We start from the raw sequence: 17,551 nt of genomic DNA, 5'->3' as shown, positions 1-17,551 counted from the left end.
CCGCTCAACGCCACGGTGCTTTCTCGCAGTAGGTTGTGAGAGTCACACAGAGCCTGGGGAGGTTCACTAACATGTTGTACGATGCATCCCAAGAGAGAGATAACTGTGGTTTCGGATTAATCGCCCATATAGAAGGTGAGCCGAGCCATAAAGTAGTGCGTACTGCTATTCACGCACTCGCACGCATGCAGCACCGTGGCGCAATCCTTGCTGACGGCAAGACTGGCGACGGCTGCGGTTTATTACTTCAGAAGCCCGATCGTTTCTTTCGTCTGGTGGCGGAAGAGCACGGCTGGCGTTTAGCCAAAAACTACGCCGTTGGCATGATGTTTCTCAATCAAGACGAAGAACTGGCTCGCGCCACGCGTCGGATTGTAGAAGAAGAGTTGCAGAACGAAACGCTATCCGTACTAGGCTGGCGTGAAGTTCCAACCAACCCGGATGTACTGGGGGAAATTGCCCTGTCGTCCATGCCGCGTATTGAGCAAATTTTCGTTAACGCCCCGGCTGGCTGGCGTCAACGTGATATGGAACGTCGCCTGTTCATGGCGCGTCGCCGTATCGAAAAGCGTATTGAAGATAAAGAGTTCTACGTTTGTAGCTTCTCTAATCTGGTCACGATCTATAAAGGTCTGTGCATGCCAGCGGATCTGCCGCGCTTCTACCTTGATCTGGCCGATCTGCGTCTGGAGTCGGCAATTTGCCTGTTCCACCAGCGCTTCTCAACCAACACGGTTCCACGCTGGCCGCTGGCTCAGCCCTTCCGCTATCTGGCGCACAACGGCGAGATCAACACCATCGCGGGTAACCGCCAGTGGGCTCGCGCGCGTGCTTACAAATTCAAAACCCCGCTGATCCCAGATTTGCAGGATGCTGCGCCGTTCGTCAACGAAACCGGCTCTGACTCCAGCTCGCTGGATAACATGCTGGAACTGTTCCTGAGCGGCGGGATGGATATCATCCGTGCCATGCGCCTGCTGGTTCCGCCAGCCTGGCAGAACAACCCGGATATGGATCCTGAACTGCGCGCCTTCTTCGACTTTAACTCCATGCACATGGAGCCGTGGGATGGCCCGGCCGGTATCGTGATGTCCGACGGGCGCTATGCTGCCTGTAACCTAGATCGTAACGGCCTGCGCCCTGCGCGCTACGTCATCACCAAAGACAAGCTGATCACCTGTGCCTCTGAAGTTGGTATCTGGGATTATCAGCCGGACGAAGTGGTTGAGAAAGGCCGCGTCGGTCCAGGCGAGCTGATGGTGATCGACACCCGCAGCGGCCGCATCCTGCACTCCGCCGAAACCGATGACGATCTGAAAAGCCGCCACCCTTACAAAGAGTGGATGGAGAAAAACGTTAAGCGTCTGGTACCGTTTGAAGAGTTGCCAGACGATCAGGTTGGCAGCCGTGAATTCGACGATGAGCTGCTGGAGACCTTCCAGAAACAGTACGGTTACAGCAGCGAAGAGCTGGATCAGGTCATCCGCGTGCTGGGCGAAAACGGTCAGGAAGCCACGGGTTCGATGGGCGATGATACGCCGTTCGCCGTGCTGTCCAGCCGTCCACGCATCATTTATGACTACTTCCGTCAGCAGTTCGCGCAGGTGACCAACCCGCCGATCGATCCGCTGCGCGAAGCACATGTGATGTCACTGGCGACCAGCATTGGCCGTGAAATGAACGTCTTCTGTGAAGCCGAAGGTCAGGCTCACCGTCTGAGCTTTAAATCGCCGATCCTGCTTTACTCCGACTTCACACAGCTGACGTCACAGGATGAGCTGCACTATCGCGCCGACACGCTGGATCTGACGTTTGATCCGTCGCAGCAAACGCTGCAACAGACCATCGAAAAACTGTGTGACGAAGCTGAAAGCAAAGTCAGAGACGGTGCCGTTCTGCTGGTGCTGTCTGACCGTGGCATTAGCGAATCACGCTTGCCTGTCCCTGCGCCGATGGCCGTGGGCGCGGTTCAGCGCCGTCTGGTAGAAAAGAGCCTGCGCTGTGATGCCAACATCATTGTCGAAACCGCCAGTGCGCGCGATCCGCACCACTTTGCCGTGCTGTTAGGCTTTGGCGCCACGGCTATCTACCCTTACCTCGCCTATGAAACGCTGGCGCGGATGGTGGATAACCACACCATCGACAAACCTTATCGTGCCGTGATGCTGAACTACCGTAACGGTATCAACAAAGGCCTGTACAAGATTATGTCCAAAATGGGCATCTCGACGATTGCGTCTTATCGCTGTTCCAAGCTGTTTGAAGCGGTGGGCCTGCACAAAGACGTGTCGACGCAATGCTTCCTGGGCGTCGTCAGCCGCATCGGCGGGGCAAACTATAGCGACTTCGAACAGGATCTGTTGAACCTGTCCAAGCGCGCCTGGCTGAAACGTAAAACGCTGGAACAGGGCGGCCTGCTGAAATTTGTTCACGGCGGTGAATACCATGCCTACAACCCGGACGTCGTCACCACGCTGCAAACCGCAGTGAAATCCGGTGAGTACAGCGATTACGAGCAATACGCCAAACTGGTTAACGAGCGCCCAGCAGCGACCTTACGCGACCTGCTGGCACTGAAACCGCAAGAAGGCGCGGCTATCGCGATCGACAGCGTTGAACCGGCCTCTGAAATGTTCAAACGCTTCGATACCGCAGCCATGTCCATCGGTGCACTGAGCCCCGAAGCCCATGAATCGCTGGCTGAAGCGATGAACGGACTGGGCGGTTTCTCCAACTCCGGTGAAGGCGGCGAAGATCCAGCGCGTTACGGCACCAATAAAGTGTCCCGTATCAAGCAGGTTGCTTCTGGTCGCTTTGGTGTGACACCAGCCTATCTGGTTAACGCCGATGTGATTCAGATTAAAGTGGCACAGGGCGCGAAGCCGGGCGAAGGGGGTCAGTTACCGGGTGATAAAGTCACGCCGTACATTGCCCGTCTGCGTTATTCCGTACCTGGCGTGACGCTGATTTCACCACCGCCGCACCACGACATTTACTCTATCGAAGATCTGGCACAGCTGATTTTCGATCTGAAACAAGTCAACCCGAAAGCGATGATTTCGGTAAAACTGGTGTCCGAACCGGGCGTTGGTACTATCGCTACGGGCGTTGCCAAAGCGTACGCCGATTTGATCACCATCGCCGGTTACGACGGTGGTACGGGTGCCAGCCCGCTGTCCTCCGTGAAATACGCAGGTTGCCCGTGGGAACTGGGCCTGGTTGAAACGCAACAGGCTCTGGTATCCAACGGTCTGCGCCACAAAATCCGCCTTCAGGTGGACGGTGGCTTGAAAACCGGTCTGGATATCGTCAAAGCGGCGATTCTGGGTGCAGAAAGCTTCGGCTTCGGCACCGGACCGATGGTTGCGCTGGGCTGTAAATACCTGCGTATCTGTCACCTGAATAACTGTGCAACGGGCGTTGCAACGCAGGATGAGAAGCTGCGCCGCGATCACTACCACGGCCTGCCTGAACGTGTAACCAACTACTTCCACTTCATCGCGCATGAAACTCGCGTGCTGATGGCAGAACTGGGCGTCAGCCGTCTGGTGGATCTGATTGGTCGTACCGACTTGCTGGTCGAACTGGACGGTTTCACTGCGAAACAGAACAAGCTGGATCTGTCACCGTTGCTGCACGCGGCACAGCCTCAACCAGGCAAAGCGCTGTACTGCACTGAAAGCAATCTGTCGTTCGATAAAGGCTTGCTGAACAAAGAGCTGCTGGCACAAGCACAGCCGCACCTTGATTCGAAACAGGGCAAAGCGCTCTACTTCGATATCCGCAACACCGATCGCTCCGTCGGCGCGACGCTGTCTGGCGCAATTGCAGAGAAACATGGCGATCAAGGGCTGGCTGGCGATCCGATTAGAGCTTACTTCTCCGGTACCGCAGGACAAAGCTTTGGTGTCTGGAACGCAGGCGGACTGGAGCTGAAATTAACCGGCGATGCCAACGACTACGTGGGCAAAGGCATGGCGGGCGGCAGCATCTCCGTACGTCCTCCGGTGGGTTCAGCCTTCCGCAGCCACGAAGCCAGCATCATCGGTAACACCTGCCTCTACGGCGCTACCGGCGGTAAGCTGTTTGCCGCAGGCCGTGCTGGTGAGCGTTTCGCCGTACGTAACTCCGGCTGTATCACCGTGGTAGAAGGCATCGGCGATAACGGCTGTGAATACATGACGGGCGGTATCGTCTGCGTGCTGGGTCGCACTGGCGTGAACTTTGGCGCAGGGATGACCGGTGGATTCGCCTACGTGCTGGATGAAGACGGTGAATTCCGCAAACGCGTTAACCCGGAACTGGTGGAAGTGCTGGATGTCGAAGAACTGGCTATTCATGAAGAACATCTTCGTGGCCTGATCACCGAGCACGTGCAGAATACCGGTTCACACCGCGGAGAAGAGATCCTCGCTAACTGGCCGACCTGGGCACCGAAATTTGCTCTGGTGAAACCGAAGTCAAGTGATGTGAAGGCATTGTTGGGTCACCGTAGTCGTTCCGCAGCCGAGCTGCGGGTTCAGGCGCAGTAAGAGGTCATCATGAGTCAGAATGTTTACCAGTTTATCGACTTACAGCGCGTTGATCCGCCCAAGAAACCGCTGAAGATTCGTAAAATTGAATTTGTTGAGATCTACGAGCCGTTCTCAGAAAGCCAGTCCAAAGCGCAGGCAGACCGCTGCCTGGCATGCGGCAACCCTTACTGTGAGTGGAAATGTCCGGTACATAACTACATCCCGAACTGGCTGAAGCTGGCGAACGAAGGCCGCATTATCGAAGCGGCTGAGTTATCGCACCAGACCAACAGCCTGCCGGAAGTCTGCGGTCGTGTATGCCCGCAAGACCGTCTGTGTGAAGGGTCTTGTACGCTGAATGATGAATTCGGCGCGGTCACCATCGGCAACATCGAACGCTATATCAATGATAAAGCGATAGAGATGGGCTGGAAGCCAAGCGTTGCCAACGTCAAACCGACTGGCAAACGCGTCGCCATCATTGGTGCAGGCCCAGCAGGACTGGCGTGTGCCGACGTGCTGGCACGCAGTGGCGTACAAGCTGTCGTCTTCGATCGTCATCCTGAGATCGGTGGCCTGCTGACCTTCGGTATCCCTTCTTTCAAGCTGGAAAAAGAAGTGATGGTGAAACGTCGTGAGATCTTCACCGAAATGGGCATCGAATTCCGTCTGAATATCGAAGTCGGCAAAGACGTGCAGATGAAAGCGCTGCTGGACGAGTACGATGCGGTATTCCTCGGCGTCGGCACCTATCAGTCTATGCGTGGCGGATTGGACAATGAAGATGCTCAGGGCGTCTACGATGCTCTGCCGTTCCTGATTGCCAACACCAAGCAGCTGATGGGCTTTGAAGCCGCCGTTGACGAGCCTTACATCAGCATGCAGGGTAAACGCGTTGTCGTGCTGGGCGGTGGTGACACCGCGATGGACTGCGTGCGTACCTCGATTCGTCAAGGCGCAACGCACGTTACCTGTGCCTATCGTCGTGATGAAGAGAACATGCCGGGCTCCAAGCGCGAAGTGAAAAACGCGCGTGAAGAAGGCGTCGAGTTCAAATTCAACCTACAACCGTTAAGCGTCGAGATCAATGGCGCGGGCAAAGTGTGTGGCGTGAAAATGGCGCGTACAGCACTGGGCGCACCGGATGCCAACGGGCGTCGTCGTCCTGAAATCGTAGAGGGTTCCGAGCACGTACTGGAAGCCGATGCGGTCATCATGGCGTTTGGCTTCCGTCCGCACAAAATGGCGTGGCTGGCAGAACATGACGTCAAGCTGGACGATCAAGGTCGCATTGTCGCACCAGAAAGTTGCGATAACGCATTCCAGACCAGCAACCCGAAAATTTTTGCGGGTGGCGATGCAGTACGTGGTTCCGATCTGGTGGTGACAGCCATTGCAGAAGGTCGTAAGGCCGCTGACGGCATCATGAACTATCTGGAAGTGTAGAAGCACATCTCGTCTCTTGAGGGCAGCGCTGGCTGCCCTTTTCTTTTTTAGTCTTTACCGGAATACAGCGCGATCACCTCCTGCTCTGTCAGCATCGGCGTCTTTTCCGCAAACGAGTAGTAGCTCGGTTTGTTATCGATATAAATCTGCGTGACCATCTTCTTGTTAGCTTCGTCGGTAAAAAAACCTGCTGGAATTTCATAAGCATCCGTACCGCGTAGACGGTAAAACAGATGTGTGCCGCACACGCGGCAAAACGCGCGCTCGGCCCATTCCGATGACTGCCATACCGTAATGTTTTCTTCGCCTTCTATTTTAATCGCCGGATCTTTGCACTCCACCGCCATGAGCGGCCCGCCGCCCCACGTCTGACACATACCACAATGGCAGACACCCACTTCACTGACAGAATGCGTCGTGGAAATCGTCACCCCGCCGCATAAGCAACGACCTTGATGCATAGCTCCCTCTCCTAATGTTCTGCCTTCTGGAATCGCAATGTCCCATAAACAAGGAATATCGCCGCTAGTTTCGGTTATAGCATAGATTATATACGCCTTTGCTCTTACTCTCAGGAAGTCGGACAGCGCTCAACTTTCATCGGTAGTTCCCTAAACGCCGTGGTCAGAAGCTGAAGTGAACCGTAGCAGCCGATAGCGACCCGCCCATACGGAATATCACACCAGACAGGCTAATAAAACCTTCGTCTTTCCACTGTGTTCTAAAGAACCTTTCGTAATAAATCCTGCAATATCACATTAACGACCTACACTTACCTCCGGCATTAATTTGTCTTTATTGAGATTGGATTTCATTAAGGAGGAAATATGACAGTCGAAGTGGCTCTTGTAACAGGAGCCGGTCAAGGTATTGGCCGCGCTATTGCTCTCAGACTGGCGGCAGACGGTTTTGCCGTCGCCATCGTGGACTATAACCAAGAAACCGCGCGCAGTGTGGCGCAGGAAATCGAAAAATCCGGCGGGCAGGCCATCGCACTACAGGCAGACGTCGCGGATCGTGAGGCGGTTTTCGCTGCCGTCGCCGCAACCAAAAAGCGCTTTGGTGACTTTAACGTCATCGTCAATAACGCCGGTGTTGCCCCTTCAACCCTGATTGAAGACATCACGCCAGACGTTGTCGATCGCGTTTATAACATCAACGTCAAAGGTGTGATCTGGGGGATTCAGGCTGCGCTCGATGCCTTCAAATCTCTGGGGCACGGCGGCAAAATTATCAACGCCTGCTCGCAGGCTGGGCATGTGGGCAACCCCGAACTCGCCGTCTACAGCTCAAGCAAATTCGCGGTTCGTGGCTTAACGCAAACGGCCGCACGCGATTTAGCGCCGCTGGGCATCACGGTCAATGGCTACTGTCCGGGTATCGTAAAAACGCCAATGTGGGATGAAATTGATCGGAAGATCTCTGAATCCGCAGGAAAACCGCGTGGCTATGCGACGGAAGAATTCGCCAAACGCATCACGCTGGGCCGTCTTTCCGAACCGGAAGATGTCGCTGCCTGTGTGTCCTATCTGGCCAGCCACGATTCCGACTATATGACGGGGCAATCGCTATTGATTGATGGCGGAATGGTGTTCAATTAACACGATGCTCAATTAAGAACATGTTCAATTAACGGCACGAAATAAAAAGGGCACTGTTAAAGTGCCCTTAGAAACAAATTACTTCACGACCCGTAGCGACGGTCGGCCACCTTTAGGTGGCTGCGGTGGTTCATCATCAGAACCATAGCCATTGTCAGGTGCTTCAGAATCAGGCGAGCTATCGACAATCGACATGACCGTCCCTGAAGCGGGTGCGCCTTCCTGAAAGTCTTCGTATTCACCTGCAGATTCGTAAGCAGGTTCGGACTCAAACATCGTTCCAGCCCCGTTCTCACGAGCATAGATCGCCATGACGGCCGCCATCGGCACATAAACCTGACGCGGTACGCCACCAAAACGGGCATTGAAACGAACGCTGTCATCAGCTAACTCAAGGCCGCCAACAGCGCGCGGTGCGATATTCAGCACGATCTGGCCGTCACGGGCGAACTCCATCGGCACCATAACATCCGGCAGAGTAACATCTACCACCAGATGAGGCGTTAATTGGTTATCCAGCAACCAATCATAAAAAGCCCGTAATAAATACGGACGACGCGGAGACAGTTGAGACAACGCCATACGGTTTAACCTCGGGTTTGCAAACGCATTTCACGTTCCACTTCCGTCAGGGAAGCCAGGAACGCATCACGCTCAAAGACGCGAGTCATGTAGCCTTTCAGCTCTTTCGCGCCCGAACCACTCAGTTCAATGCCTAACTGCGGCAAACGCCACAGCAGCGGAGCCAGATAGCAATCCACCAGGCTGAACTCTTCGCTCATGAAATAAGGCGCTTCATTGAATACTGGGGCAATGGCCAGCAATTCTTCACGCAATTGCTTACGTGCCGCATCCGCTTCCTGAGCGCTGCCGTGCGTAATTTTCTTCAGCAAAGAATACCAGTCGCTCTCAATGCGGTGCATCATCAGGCGGCTGTTACCGCGCGCAACCGGATAGACAGGCATTAACGGCGGATGAGGAAAACGTTCATCCAGATACTCCATGATAATGCGTGATTCATAGAGCGTCAGTTCGCGATCGACCAGCGTCGGCACGGAACCGTAAGGATTGAGGTCAATAAGATCCTGAGGCAGATTATCCATGTCTACCTGCTCAATCTCGACACTCACACCCTTTTCCGCCAATACAATGCGGACCTGATGGCTAAAAATGTCGGATGGACCAGAAAACAGCGTCATTACCGAACGTTTGTTGGCAGCGACAGCCATGAAAACCTCCAAGTTTATCGAGAAAATATGGCGAATAATCGTGCAGTCAGTAACCTGCAAACCGCTATTCGAAATGCTGCTCGCCAATGTGTGTAAACGTCGCCTGACAAAATCCGGCTGTTTTAAACCGCTACACGAGAGCTTACACACAGGCATAAAATCGGCGAACAGCTTATCAGATTTTGTTCGTTTTGTGGGGATATAAGCGGATAATCTTATTTAACAAAATGATAAATAAGAGTTTTTTTATTAAATACAAATTTTTCATCTGCAATAGCGAAGTCAAAACAACGCCGCCAGAGAATAATCTATCCCCTGTATTGGCCTGCGTTGAATCGTCAAACGCATAGAAGCCGACGAGGGCCGTCGGCTTCTAAGTAATAGAAATTAAAGAAAATTGATGCCGTTAAGCCGGTGATTAAGGTCGTGCCGCAGTACCATCCGGCAAGCGTGCATTCGTCCATAACGGCAATCCACCCTCAACAGGAAATTGCTTCGCTTTTTGCTCATCGATATCAATCCCTAATCCTGGCTTATCGTTCAGGTACGCGTATCCGCCTTCAATATCTGGGCAACCGGGGAAAACGTCCCGCAGGGCCTCATTCATCGGCGTATATTCTTGAATACCCAGATTAGTAATGCTCATATCAATGTGCATATTCGCGACTACGCCGATAGGGGAGATATCACCTGGGCCATGCCAGGCTGTTCTCACGCCATGAAACTCGGCGAGTGTCGCCAGTTTTTTGGCGGGTGTAATCCCACCGATCATACTGATATGGCAGCGAATAAAATCAATAAGATGATTGGTTATCAGGTGTTTGTATTCAGCAACATGAACAAACAGCTCCCCCATCGCGATTGGGGTTGATGTTTGCTGGCGCATCACGCTAAGGAAATCAACATTCTCTGGGGCGACGGGATCTTCAAGATAAAAGAGCTTGTAATCTTCCAGAGACTTCGCCATTTGCAACGCGGTAACCGGCGATACCCGTTCATGAACATCATGAATAAATTCAACATCAAACCCAATCTTATTGCGCAGATGATCGAAAAAGGCCGGAATGCTTCTGGCATAAGCATCAGGATCGAAATAAATACCGGGTGTCTTCGTTCTTGGTGAGCGCTTCGGCGTGATATTGGCTTTATCCAACTGAGTGGCGATCAGTTTGAGGTCTTCCGTCCCAGCTCCACCGTACATGCCCATCTGACAACGAACATACTGGTACCCTTCTTCCATTGCCGCACGGATGTTATCTTCCGCCGCAACCGCATCCGCACCATCGCAATGACGATAAAGTGGAATACCATCGCGGCATTTTCCGCCCAGTAATTCATAGACCGGCAAGTTAGCGACTTTACCCTTGATATCCCACAGCGCCATATCGATAGCCGAGATGGCATTGTTCATCACAGGCCCATTGCGCCAATAGCCGCTCACGACGGCAGACTGCCAGATATCTTCAATACGAGAAGGATCTTTCCCGATCAGAAAAGGCTTCATATATTCATTAATGGCCGCTTCAACCGCGAAAATACGTTGGGTAAAGGTTGCACACCCTAAGCCGTATAAGCCGTCCTGATTGGTTTCGACCTTGACGACAACCAGATCAATGCCACCCGGTGCCGTTAGAATCGTTTTTACGTTTGTTACCTTTATCATTCAAAAACTCCTGTGATAGCCACAATCAGATTATGTAGAATCTCATTTGTTGTATGACATCATATCTCTTGACGTATTACTATCAAAAGGAAAAAATAAAAGCAACTTAATTGAGGAGAAAACCGGGAAGTACAGCGGGCTGAAAGAGATATCACCAAAGGTGATAATTTTAATAAATTAGATAAATAGTGGATCACTACGGGTACATTTCAGATACAAAAATATAGTGAATTAACACCATTTTTACGCCGATGCTGCAAAGCAAGCACCGGCAGGCCGTTACTGACAGACAAATAAAGGAGAGGTAAGCGACCTGAGAAATAGGGCGACATTTACACGTTAGTTATTATCAAGGTTGTTAATCATAACAATGTTACATTCCATTGCCTGATCCAGGCATAGCTTCGCGGTTTCAATGTCACGGTTTTTTATCGCCATAAAAATTTTGATATGCGCGTCAATACTATCTAACGTTATGCCTAACACACGATTTAACTCTTCCAGATAGAAATAGTACATATTTTTCAAATACTTAATGGCATGTGAAAACACTTTATTGTGCGCCGCATTGATAATCGCCATGTGGAAATCCAGATCGGCCTGCGAGTATTTTTTATAGTCATTTTTGTTGACCAGCATTCGGTTAAGTGCATCTTCTATAAGAGCAATATCCTCATCCGTTGCGTTTTTGGCCGCCAACTCGATGCACTTGAATTCCACCGTTTGCCGAAACACCATCATGTCCATGAACTCACCTTTCGTCAGGTGAAGAATCGGCTTGTCATTCGCCTGCATACGGAAGCTTTCTATTTCATTTGAAACAAAAGAACCTCGACCATGCTTGGTATAGATGATTCCCAGGTTCCTCAATTTTTGCACCGCACTGCGAATACTCGTTCTACTTACTTCAAAAGCCTCACTTAATTCAAACTCAGACGGTAATTTCTCACCCTGTTTCCACTCACCACTGAGTATTTTTTTCTGCATCTTCTGATAGACGGCTTCAGCAATATTATTTCTTGGTATTGATTCTATATTGTCCATAACGCCTCAAATCAATTATTGGAATCATGATCACAAAAAAACGCTTTGACTGTTGATTGAAGTATAACAAAGCGACACCATCACTTCCACTCGTTAGTTGTATGACAACATGATGTATGACAATACTACCTCTTTAAAAATAACCTATTCACTGCTCAATAATCAGTTAAGGAGTTGATAATGGATGCCGCAAAACTATTTGATCTATCAGGGAAAACTGCACTCATTACCGGTTCTGCAAGAGGCCTCGGCTTTTCCTATGCAGAAGGATTAGCCTCAGCCGGTGCCGCCATTGTACTTAGCGATATCAGAGAAGAAACGCTGAACGAGGCGGTACAAAAGCTAACGGCAAAGGGCTATAACGCTAAAGGTTACGTGATTGATGTCTCAAAAGAAGACCAGATCGTCAATGCGTTCAACCTGATGGATGCCGCCGGTATAGAAATCGACATTGTGATTAATAACGCAGGGATCCAACATCGTCAACCGTTAGTCGAACTCGCCCTACAGGACTGGCAGCGCGTCATCGACATTCACCTGACAGGGACATTCCTCGTGTCGCGCGAAGCGGCAATCCGCATGATAAAACGCGGTCGCGGCGGCAAATTTATCAATATCTGTTCACTGACCAGTGAACAGGCACGCCCTACCGTCGCGCCTTATACCGCCGCTAAAGGCGGAATCAAAATGTTGACACGCTCCATGTCGGCGGAATGGGCAGAATATAACATTCAAGCGAACGCCATCGGCCCCGGCTACATACTGACCGACATGAATGAAGCATTGATTAAAGATGTCGAATTTGATAAGTGGGTCAAAAGTAGCAACCCAACTAAACGCTGGGGGAAAACCGAAGAACTTATCGGTACGGCTATTTTCCTGTCTGCTGAGGCATCGAATTATATCAATGGTCAGGTCATCTATGTCGATGGCGGATGGTTAGCGGTGCTCTAATTCTCAGAAATCGATATTCATCAGGGATGATTGATAAGTCAACGTGTGGTTTTTAATTCTCTCCACCGCGACAAAGGAAAACCACACTATATTATTTTAGAGGTATCAATATGAAACAAGATACACTTACCTTTGATGCATGTATTGTTCATGGGAAAAAAGACGTAAAAGTAGAAAGTCGTGAACTGACTTATACCGAAAACGATATTGTCGTTAACGTTGAGTGCGGCGGTATTTGTGGCTCAGATATTCATTATTATCATGAAGGCCATGCTGGTTTGTCTGTAATAAAACATCCTATGGTCATAGGTCACGAATTTGTTGGCAGAATTCATCAGGCACCTGAAAATAGTCAATTAAAAGTCGGGCAAAAAGTTGCGATCAATCCTTCCCAGCCTTGCAATCAATGTAACTATTGCCTGGAAGGCAAACAGAACGAATGTCAAAGTATGCGATTTATGGGAAGTGCGCAGTTTAATCCGCACGTACACGGCGGTTTTGCTCAATATGTCACTGTTTCCGCACAGCAGTGCTATCCCTATGATGAAAATGTCCCTTCACAAATTATGGCACTTGCGGAACCAACGGCGGTTGTTATTCATGCCATCAACGTCGCAGGCAGCCTGGTCGGTAAAAAAGTCCTGGTCATCGGAGCGGGCCCGATTGGTGCCTTGACGATTGCCGCAGCGAAAGCCTCAGGCGCCGTAGAGATTGTGGCATCCGACATTAGTGAAAGGTGCAGAAATATCGCGCTGGAAATGGGAGCCGATGCCTCAGTCAATCCGCTTGATGAAAGTGCAATGGAAATCTATAACCAAAATAAAGGCTACTTTGATGTGACATTCGAGGCCAGCGGTGCGCCTGCGGCAATCGCCTCATCAGTCTTTGCGACACGCCCTAATGGTTTGATTGTACAAATTGGTATGGGACCAAGCCCTGTTCACTATCCCGTAGCACAAATGCTAGTAAAAGAACTCTCCTGGAAAGGATCATTCCGATTCATTAATGAATTTGCTACTGCGGTTAAATGGTTGGAGAAAGGGATTATAAACCCACGGCCCATTATCTCCGCTGAATATTCTTATCATGATGTTGAAGATGCATTAATTGCAGCAAGTGATAAAAACATTTCATCAAAAGTACTCGTTAAATTTTAATAAAGACATCACCTTTAATTTTAAATCGGAATAATACGGCAAAGGAATGCTGACAATACGCTGTTGACCAAAAATCAAGATGTGGTGTTTTTCTTATTCTTCTACCGATTAATTATTTCCATACATTGTCTGGAAATGATTTTTCGTGTGTGCCACCAGGTATTTATACCTCACCACATATTGAATTAAATCTAATAATCATATGGTGACACTATGAACTCATCTCCAGTTAAAGTGAAAAGAAGCACGTCCGATCTTGCCAGGGCATCCGTTTCTGGCTGGCTCGGTACCACACTAGAATTCATGGATTTCCAGCTCTATTCTCTTGGTGCCGCACTGGTCTTCCATGAAGTTTTCTTCCCTGAACAATCGGCTGCTATGGCATTAATTCTCGCGATGGGAACCTACGGTGCAGGATACATTGCCCGTATTGTCGGTGCCGTCTTCTTTGGGAAAATGGGAGATAGAGTAGGCAGGAAAAAGGTCCTGTTTATTACCATCGCATTAATGGGCGTTTGTACCACATTAATAGGCGCACTCCCGACTTACCAGCAGGTTGGTATTCTGGCACCGATTCTACTGGTAGTGCTCAGAGTTATTCAGGGACTGGGTGCCGGTGCAGAGATCTCTGGTGCCAGTACCATGCTGGCAGAATATGCACCTAAGGGTAAAAAAGGCATTATTGCCTCGCTGGTTGCAATGGGAACCAACTGCGGAACATTGAGCGCAACGGCCATTTGGGCTGCGATGTTTTACCTCTTTAGTAATGAAGAGATCATTGATTGGGCATGGCGCCTTCCCTTCCTTGCGAGTTTCGTGGTGATGGGGTTTGCTATCTGGTTACGTCTGAATCTGAAAGAAAGCCCGGTATTTGAAGGGGTACAAGAAACAAAAGAAGTCGCACACCAGCACACTCCTTTTTGGTCTTTGCTAAAAGGAAAAGCGTTTTGGATTGCAACAGGCCTGCGCTTCGGACAGGCGGGGAACTCGGGCATTATCCAGACTTTCCTGGCTGGTTACATGGTACAAACGCTACTCTTTAACAAGGCCGTTCCAACCGATGCCATCATGATTAGTTCAGTCATCGGCTTTCTGACAATCCCATTGATGGGGTGGCTATCAGATAGAATCGGGCGTCGTATTCCTTATATTATCCTGACGCTCGGCTCTATTCTTCTCGCCTATCCGATGATTTCAATCATCGTGAATAAAGAGCAGGCGGTCGCTACAATCACGGTATGCTTAATCCTGATCCACAATATTGCGGTATTAGGGCAGGCAGCGATTGAGGGGATCACGATGGCGGAGATGTTTGGTTCAAAAAACCGCTTCTCCCAAATGGCAATCTCTAAAGAAATCGGCGGGTTATTCGCTACGGGGCTCGGTCCTTTGTTAGCAGGTATTTTTTGCCAAATAACAGGGTCGTGGTATCCCATCGTTGTGATGCTAATTTGCTACTCCTGCATTGGCCTGCTATCCGCCCTTTTGATGCCAGAAGTTAAAGATCGTGACCTGCATGATGTAAAAAACGCAACGGAATAGCAGACATCATCGCAGTAAAGGTTAAAAGCTAGACATAAAAAAACCCGGTGACCAGCACCGGGTTTTTTGCATTGATTTCGCTGCAAAGCAGCCAGAAATTAACGCTTGGAGAACTGAGGACGACGACGTGCTTTACGCAGGCCGACTTTCTTACGTTCAACCTGACGAGCATCACGAGTAACGAAACCAGCTTTACGCAGTTCGCTACGCAGAGACTCATCATACTCCATCAGAGCGCGGGTGATACCGTGACGGATCGCACCAGCCTGACCAGAGATACCACCACCTTTAACAGTGATGTACAGATCAAATTTACCAACCATGTCGACCAGTTCAAGCGGCTGACGAACTACCATGCGGGCAGTTTCGCGACCGAAGTACTGTTCCAGACTACGCTGGTTGATAACGATGTTACCGTTGCCCGGTTTGATGAACACGCGAGCGGCGGAGCTTTTGCGGCGACCAGTGCCGTAGTATTGATTTTCAGCCATTGCCTATAATCCCGATTAAATGTCCAGAACTTGCGGTTGCTGTGCCGCGTGATTGTGCTCGGTGCCCGCGTAAACTTTCAGTTTACGGAACATAGCACGACCCAACGGGCCCTTCGGCAGCATGCCTTTAACCGCGATTTCAATCACACGCTCAGGACGGCGGGCAATCATCTCTTCAAAGGTCGCTTGTTTAATACCACCGATGTGACCGGTGTGATGATAATAAATCTTGTCAGTACGCTTGTTGCCAGTTACAGCAACTTTGTCAGCGTTCAGAACGATGATGTAATCACCCGTATCAACGTGCGGGGTATATTCCGCTTTATGCTTGCCGCGCAGACGACGAGCCAGTTCAGTAGCGAGACGGCCTAAAGTTTTACCGTTCGCATCAACAACGTACCAGTCACGTTTTACGGTCTCTGGTTTAGCTGTAAAAGTTTTCATTAAAAGCTTACCCAATAATTAGTTACACGTTGGTGAACACCCGAACGCTCGAAAACAGTTGAGGCTCACACGACCATCAAGTCCAGCAAACCTACCCCTTCGAATAGCCATTGCCGGCACTATAAAGTTTTTGGGAAAAAAACTTTGTTGTAACGTGGGGTCGCAAGATTATAGAGAAGTCATTCTTAAAAATCGACCCTTTTTCACTCGAAAATGACGAAAAGCCATCGTCTGCGTTACGCCAAATGGGGTTGACGCAAGTACTCTTCGCTTTGCATTTCCTGCAAACGGGATAAACAACGCTGATATTCAAATTTCAGGTGCTCTCCCTGATAGATTTCAAACATCGATGCCTGCGCAGAAATAATCAATTTGATACGGCGATCGTAGCACTCGTCCACCAGCGCCAGAAAACGGCGGGCGGTGTTCTCTTCCTTCGTTTCCATCACCGTCACATTGTGCAACAGCATTGTGTGGTAGAGGCGCGACAGTGCGATGTAATCATTCTGGCTACGTGCTTCAGTACACAGCGTGTGGAAATCGACCGCCAATACACCGTCGCTCACGCCAAGTGTCGATAACGGACGATGATTGATCTCCAGCACTGGCCCTGGCGTCTGCCACTGTTTCCCGGTCAGGCGGGTAAACATCTGCTGCATCGCCGCATCCGTCTCTTCATTCAGCGGCGAGAGGTAAAGGTGTGCCTGTGTCAGCGTACGCAGACGATAATCGATACCCGCATCGACATTACGCACTTCACAATACTGCTTAATCAGCTCAATCGCAGGCAGAAAACGCGCGCGTTGCAGCCCATTACGGTAGAGATCGTCCGGCGGAATATTCGATGTCGCCACCAGCGCAATGCCGCGAGCAAACAGCGCACGCAGCAGTTCAGCCAGCAGCATCGCATCAGTAATATCAGAGACGAAAAACTCATCGAAGCACAGCACATCCGTTTCGGCTTTAAAACCGTCGGCCACTTTCTCCAGCGGATTTTCCTGCCCCTGAAACTGATTCAGCTCTTCATGTACACGCAGCATAAAACGATGAAAGTGCAGGCGCATCTTGCGCTCAGCAGGCAAGCTGTGGAAAAACATATCCATCAGCCAGGTTTTACCGCGCCCGACGCCCCCCCACATGTACAGGCCTTGAACCGGCGCAGATTCCCGTTTATTACGTCGCCCCAGCCAGCTACGCCATTTCCCCACGCGTTCAGATGTCCCCGCATCACCATCAGCAGCACGTTCACATAACGCCTGATGTATCGCTTCCAGACGCACAACGGTTTGCCGCTGCACCTCGTCTGGCTGATATTCACCAGCGGAAAGCGCCTGCTGGTAAAGCGCTAAGGGTGTTGTTTGCTGCTGTGTTGTCTGTGGAATAACCATAGCCATCGCAATCCCTGAGAAAAAAGTTAGTCGTATTTTGCTGTGTGTTGTCGTCGATTTAAGCCGTAATCGTCGCAG

General features: G+C 50.4%; 14 protein-coding genes. 6 read left to right on the top strand and 8 right to left on the bottom strand.

Annotated elements, in window-relative coordinates:
- Positions 1-71: 71 nt before the first annotated feature.
- Both gltB and EIP93_RS01770 read left to right on the top strand, forming a co-directional pair.
- Positions 72-4,532: a glutamate synthase large subunit gene (gene gltB, locus EIP93_RS01775; protein WP_103861642.1), complete on the top strand. Its 4,461-nt coding sequence runs from the start codon at positions 72-74 to the stop codon at positions 4,530-4,532.
- A 9-nt stretch (positions 4,533-4,541) separates the two neighbouring features.
- Entirely contained in the window at positions 4,542-5,960 is a 1,419-nt protein-coding gene (locus EIP93_RS01770; protein WP_103861643.1) for a glutamate synthase small subunit, read from the top strand.
- 47 nt (positions 5,961-6,007) lie between these two features.
- Here the strand turns inward: EIP93_RS01770 and EIP93_RS01765 are convergent, their stop codons facing one another.
- Entirely contained in the window at positions 6,008-6,421 is a 414-nt protein-coding gene (locus tag EIP93_RS01765; protein WP_103943461.1) for a GFA family protein, read from the bottom strand.
- Positions 6,422-6,787: 366 nt separating this feature from the next.
- Here EIP93_RS01765 and EIP93_RS01760 point away from each other — a divergent pair, with 366 nt between their 5' ends.
- Complete coding sequence (locus tag EIP93_RS01760; protein WP_010296693.1) at positions 6,788-7,561, top strand: (S)-acetoin forming diacetyl reductase; 774 nt, start codon at positions 6,788-6,790, stop codon at positions 7,559-7,561.
- 78 nt (positions 7,562-7,639) lie between these two features.
- Here the strand turns inward: EIP93_RS01760 and sspB are convergent, their stop codons facing one another.
- The 4 genes from sspB to EIP93_RS01740 form a co-directional block, all read right to left on the bottom strand.
- The gene (sspB, locus tag EIP93_RS01755) at positions 7,640-8,143 is read right to left on the bottom strand and encodes a ClpXP protease specificity-enhancing factor (RefSeq protein WP_107332185.1); all 504 of its coding nucleotides are present in this window, start codon (positions 8,141-8,143) and stop codon (positions 7,640-7,642) included.
- Between the two features lie 5 nt (positions 8,144-8,148).
- Positions 8,149-8,790 carry a stringent starvation protein SspA gene (gene sspA, locus EIP93_RS01750; protein WP_005975503.1) on the bottom strand — a complete coding sequence of 214 codons (642 nt, stop codon included), beginning with the start codon at positions 8,788-8,790 and terminating at the stop codon, positions 8,149-8,151.
- A 418-nt stretch (positions 8,791-9,208) separates the two neighbouring features.
- On the bottom strand, positions 9,209-10,453 hold the full coding sequence (locus tag EIP93_RS01745) for an enolase C-terminal domain-like protein (RefSeq protein ID WP_125232177.1): 1,245 nt from the start codon (positions 10,451-10,453) through the stop codon (positions 9,209-9,211).
- 339 nt (positions 10,454-10,792) lie between these two features.
- Positions 10,793-11,497 carry a FadR/GntR family transcriptional regulator gene (locus tag EIP93_RS01740; protein WP_125232176.1) on the bottom strand — a complete coding sequence of 235 codons (705 nt, stop codon included), beginning with the start codon at positions 11,495-11,497 and terminating at the stop codon, positions 10,793-10,795.
- Positions 11,498-11,677: 180 nt separating this feature from the next.
- Here EIP93_RS01740 and EIP93_RS01735 point away from each other — a divergent pair, with 180 nt between their 5' ends.
- From EIP93_RS01735 to EIP93_RS01725, 3 genes are all read left to right on the top strand, one after another.
- The gene (locus EIP93_RS01735) at positions 11,678-12,451 is read left to right on the top strand and encodes an SDR family oxidoreductase (protein ID WP_103861647.1); all 774 of its coding nucleotides are present in this window, start codon (positions 11,678-11,680) and stop codon (positions 12,449-12,451) included.
- Positions 12,452-12,561: 110 nt separating this feature from the next.
- Positions 12,562-13,608 (top strand): L-idonate 5-dehydrogenase, encoded by a 1,047-nt coding sequence (idnD, locus tag EIP93_RS01730; protein ID WP_107332184.1) that lies wholly within the window; start codon positions 12,562-12,564, stop codon positions 13,606-13,608.
- A 213-nt stretch (positions 13,609-13,821) separates the two neighbouring features.
- Complete coding sequence (locus EIP93_RS01725; protein WP_125232175.1) at positions 13,822-15,150, top strand: MFS transporter; 1,329 nt, start codon at positions 13,822-13,824, stop codon at positions 15,148-15,150.
- Between the two features lie 98 nt (positions 15,151-15,248).
- Here the strand turns inward: EIP93_RS01725 and rpsI are convergent, their stop codons facing one another.
- From rpsI to zapE, 3 genes are all read right to left on the bottom strand, one after another.
- Positions 15,249-15,641: a 30S ribosomal protein S9 gene (gene rpsI, locus EIP93_RS01720; protein ID WP_010280182.1), complete on the bottom strand. Its 393-nt coding sequence runs from the start codon at positions 15,639-15,641 to the stop codon at positions 15,249-15,251.
- Positions 15,642-15,656: 15 nt separating this feature from the next.
- Positions 15,657-16,085 (bottom strand): 50S ribosomal protein L13, encoded by a 429-nt coding sequence (gene rplM / locus EIP93_RS01715; protein WP_005975488.1) that lies wholly within the window; start codon positions 16,083-16,085, stop codon positions 15,657-15,659.
- Between the two features lie 236 nt (positions 16,086-16,321).
- Positions 16,322-17,473: a cell division protein ZapE gene (gene zapE / locus EIP93_RS01710; protein ID WP_107333680.1), complete on the bottom strand. Its 1,152-nt coding sequence runs from the start codon at positions 17,471-17,473 to the stop codon at positions 16,322-16,324.
- Positions 17,474-17,551 lie beyond the last annotated feature (78 nt).

Origin of the sequence: Pectobacterium versatile (genome assembly GCF_003932035.1) — a bacterium.
GTDB lineage: Bacteria > Pseudomonadota > Gammaproteobacteria > Enterobacterales > Enterobacteriaceae > Pectobacterium > Pectobacterium versatile.
The sequence above is the reverse complement of the archived record's forward strand: the minus strand, read 5'-3'. Positions and strand labels throughout refer to the sequence as shown.

Bases quoted from the DNA above. Each gene is read 5' to 3' on its own strand.
- EIP93_RS01740 (WP_125232176.1), bottom strand. From the start codon at position 11,497: ATGGACAATATAGAATCAATACCAAGAAATAATATTGCTGAAGCCGTC.
- rplM (WP_005975488.1), bottom strand. From the start codon at position 16,085: ATGAAAACTTTTACAGCTAAACCAGAGACCGTAAAACGTGACTGGTAC.
- EIP93_RS01760 (WP_010296693.1), top strand. From the start codon at position 6,788: ATGACAGTCGAAGTGGCTCTTGTAACAGGAGCCGGTCAAGGTATTGGC.
- zapE (WP_107333680.1), bottom strand. From the start codon at position 17,473: ATGGTTATTCCACAGACAACACAGCAGCAAACAACACCCTTAGCGCTT.
- EIP93_RS01745 (WP_125232177.1), bottom strand. From the start codon at position 10,453: ATGATAAAGGTAACAAACGTAAAAACGATTCTAACGGCACCGGGTGGC.
- idnD (WP_107332184.1), top strand. From the start codon at position 12,562: ATGAAACAAGATACACTTACCTTTGATGCATGTATTGTTCATGGGAAA.
- EIP93_RS01735 (WP_103861647.1), top strand. From the start codon at position 11,678: ATGGATGCCGCAAAACTATTTGATCTATCAGGGAAAACTGCACTCATT.
- gltB (WP_103861642.1), top strand. From the start codon at position 72: ATGTTGTACGATGCATCCCAAGAGAGAGATAACTGTGGTTTCGGATTA.
- EIP93_RS01770 (WP_103861643.1), top strand. From the start codon at position 4,542: ATGAGTCAGAATGTTTACCAGTTTATCGACTTACAGCGCGTTGATCCG.
- EIP93_RS01765 (WP_103943461.1), bottom strand. From the start codon at position 6,421: ATGCATCAAGGTCGTTGCTTATGCGGCGGGGTGACGATTTCCACGACG.
- sspA (WP_005975503.1), bottom strand. From the start codon at position 8,790: ATGGCTGTCGCTGCCAACAAACGTTCGGTAATGACGCTGTTTTCTGGT.
- EIP93_RS01725 (WP_125232175.1), top strand. From the start codon at position 13,822: ATGAACTCATCTCCAGTTAAAGTGAAAAGAAGCACGTCCGATCTTGCC.
- rpsI (WP_010280182.1), bottom strand. From the start codon at position 15,641: ATGGCTGAAAATCAATACTACGGCACTGGTCGCCGCAAAAGCTCCGCC.
- sspB (WP_107332185.1), bottom strand. From the start codon at position 8,143: ATGGCGTTGTCTCAACTGTCTCCGCGTCGTCCGTATTTATTACGGGCT.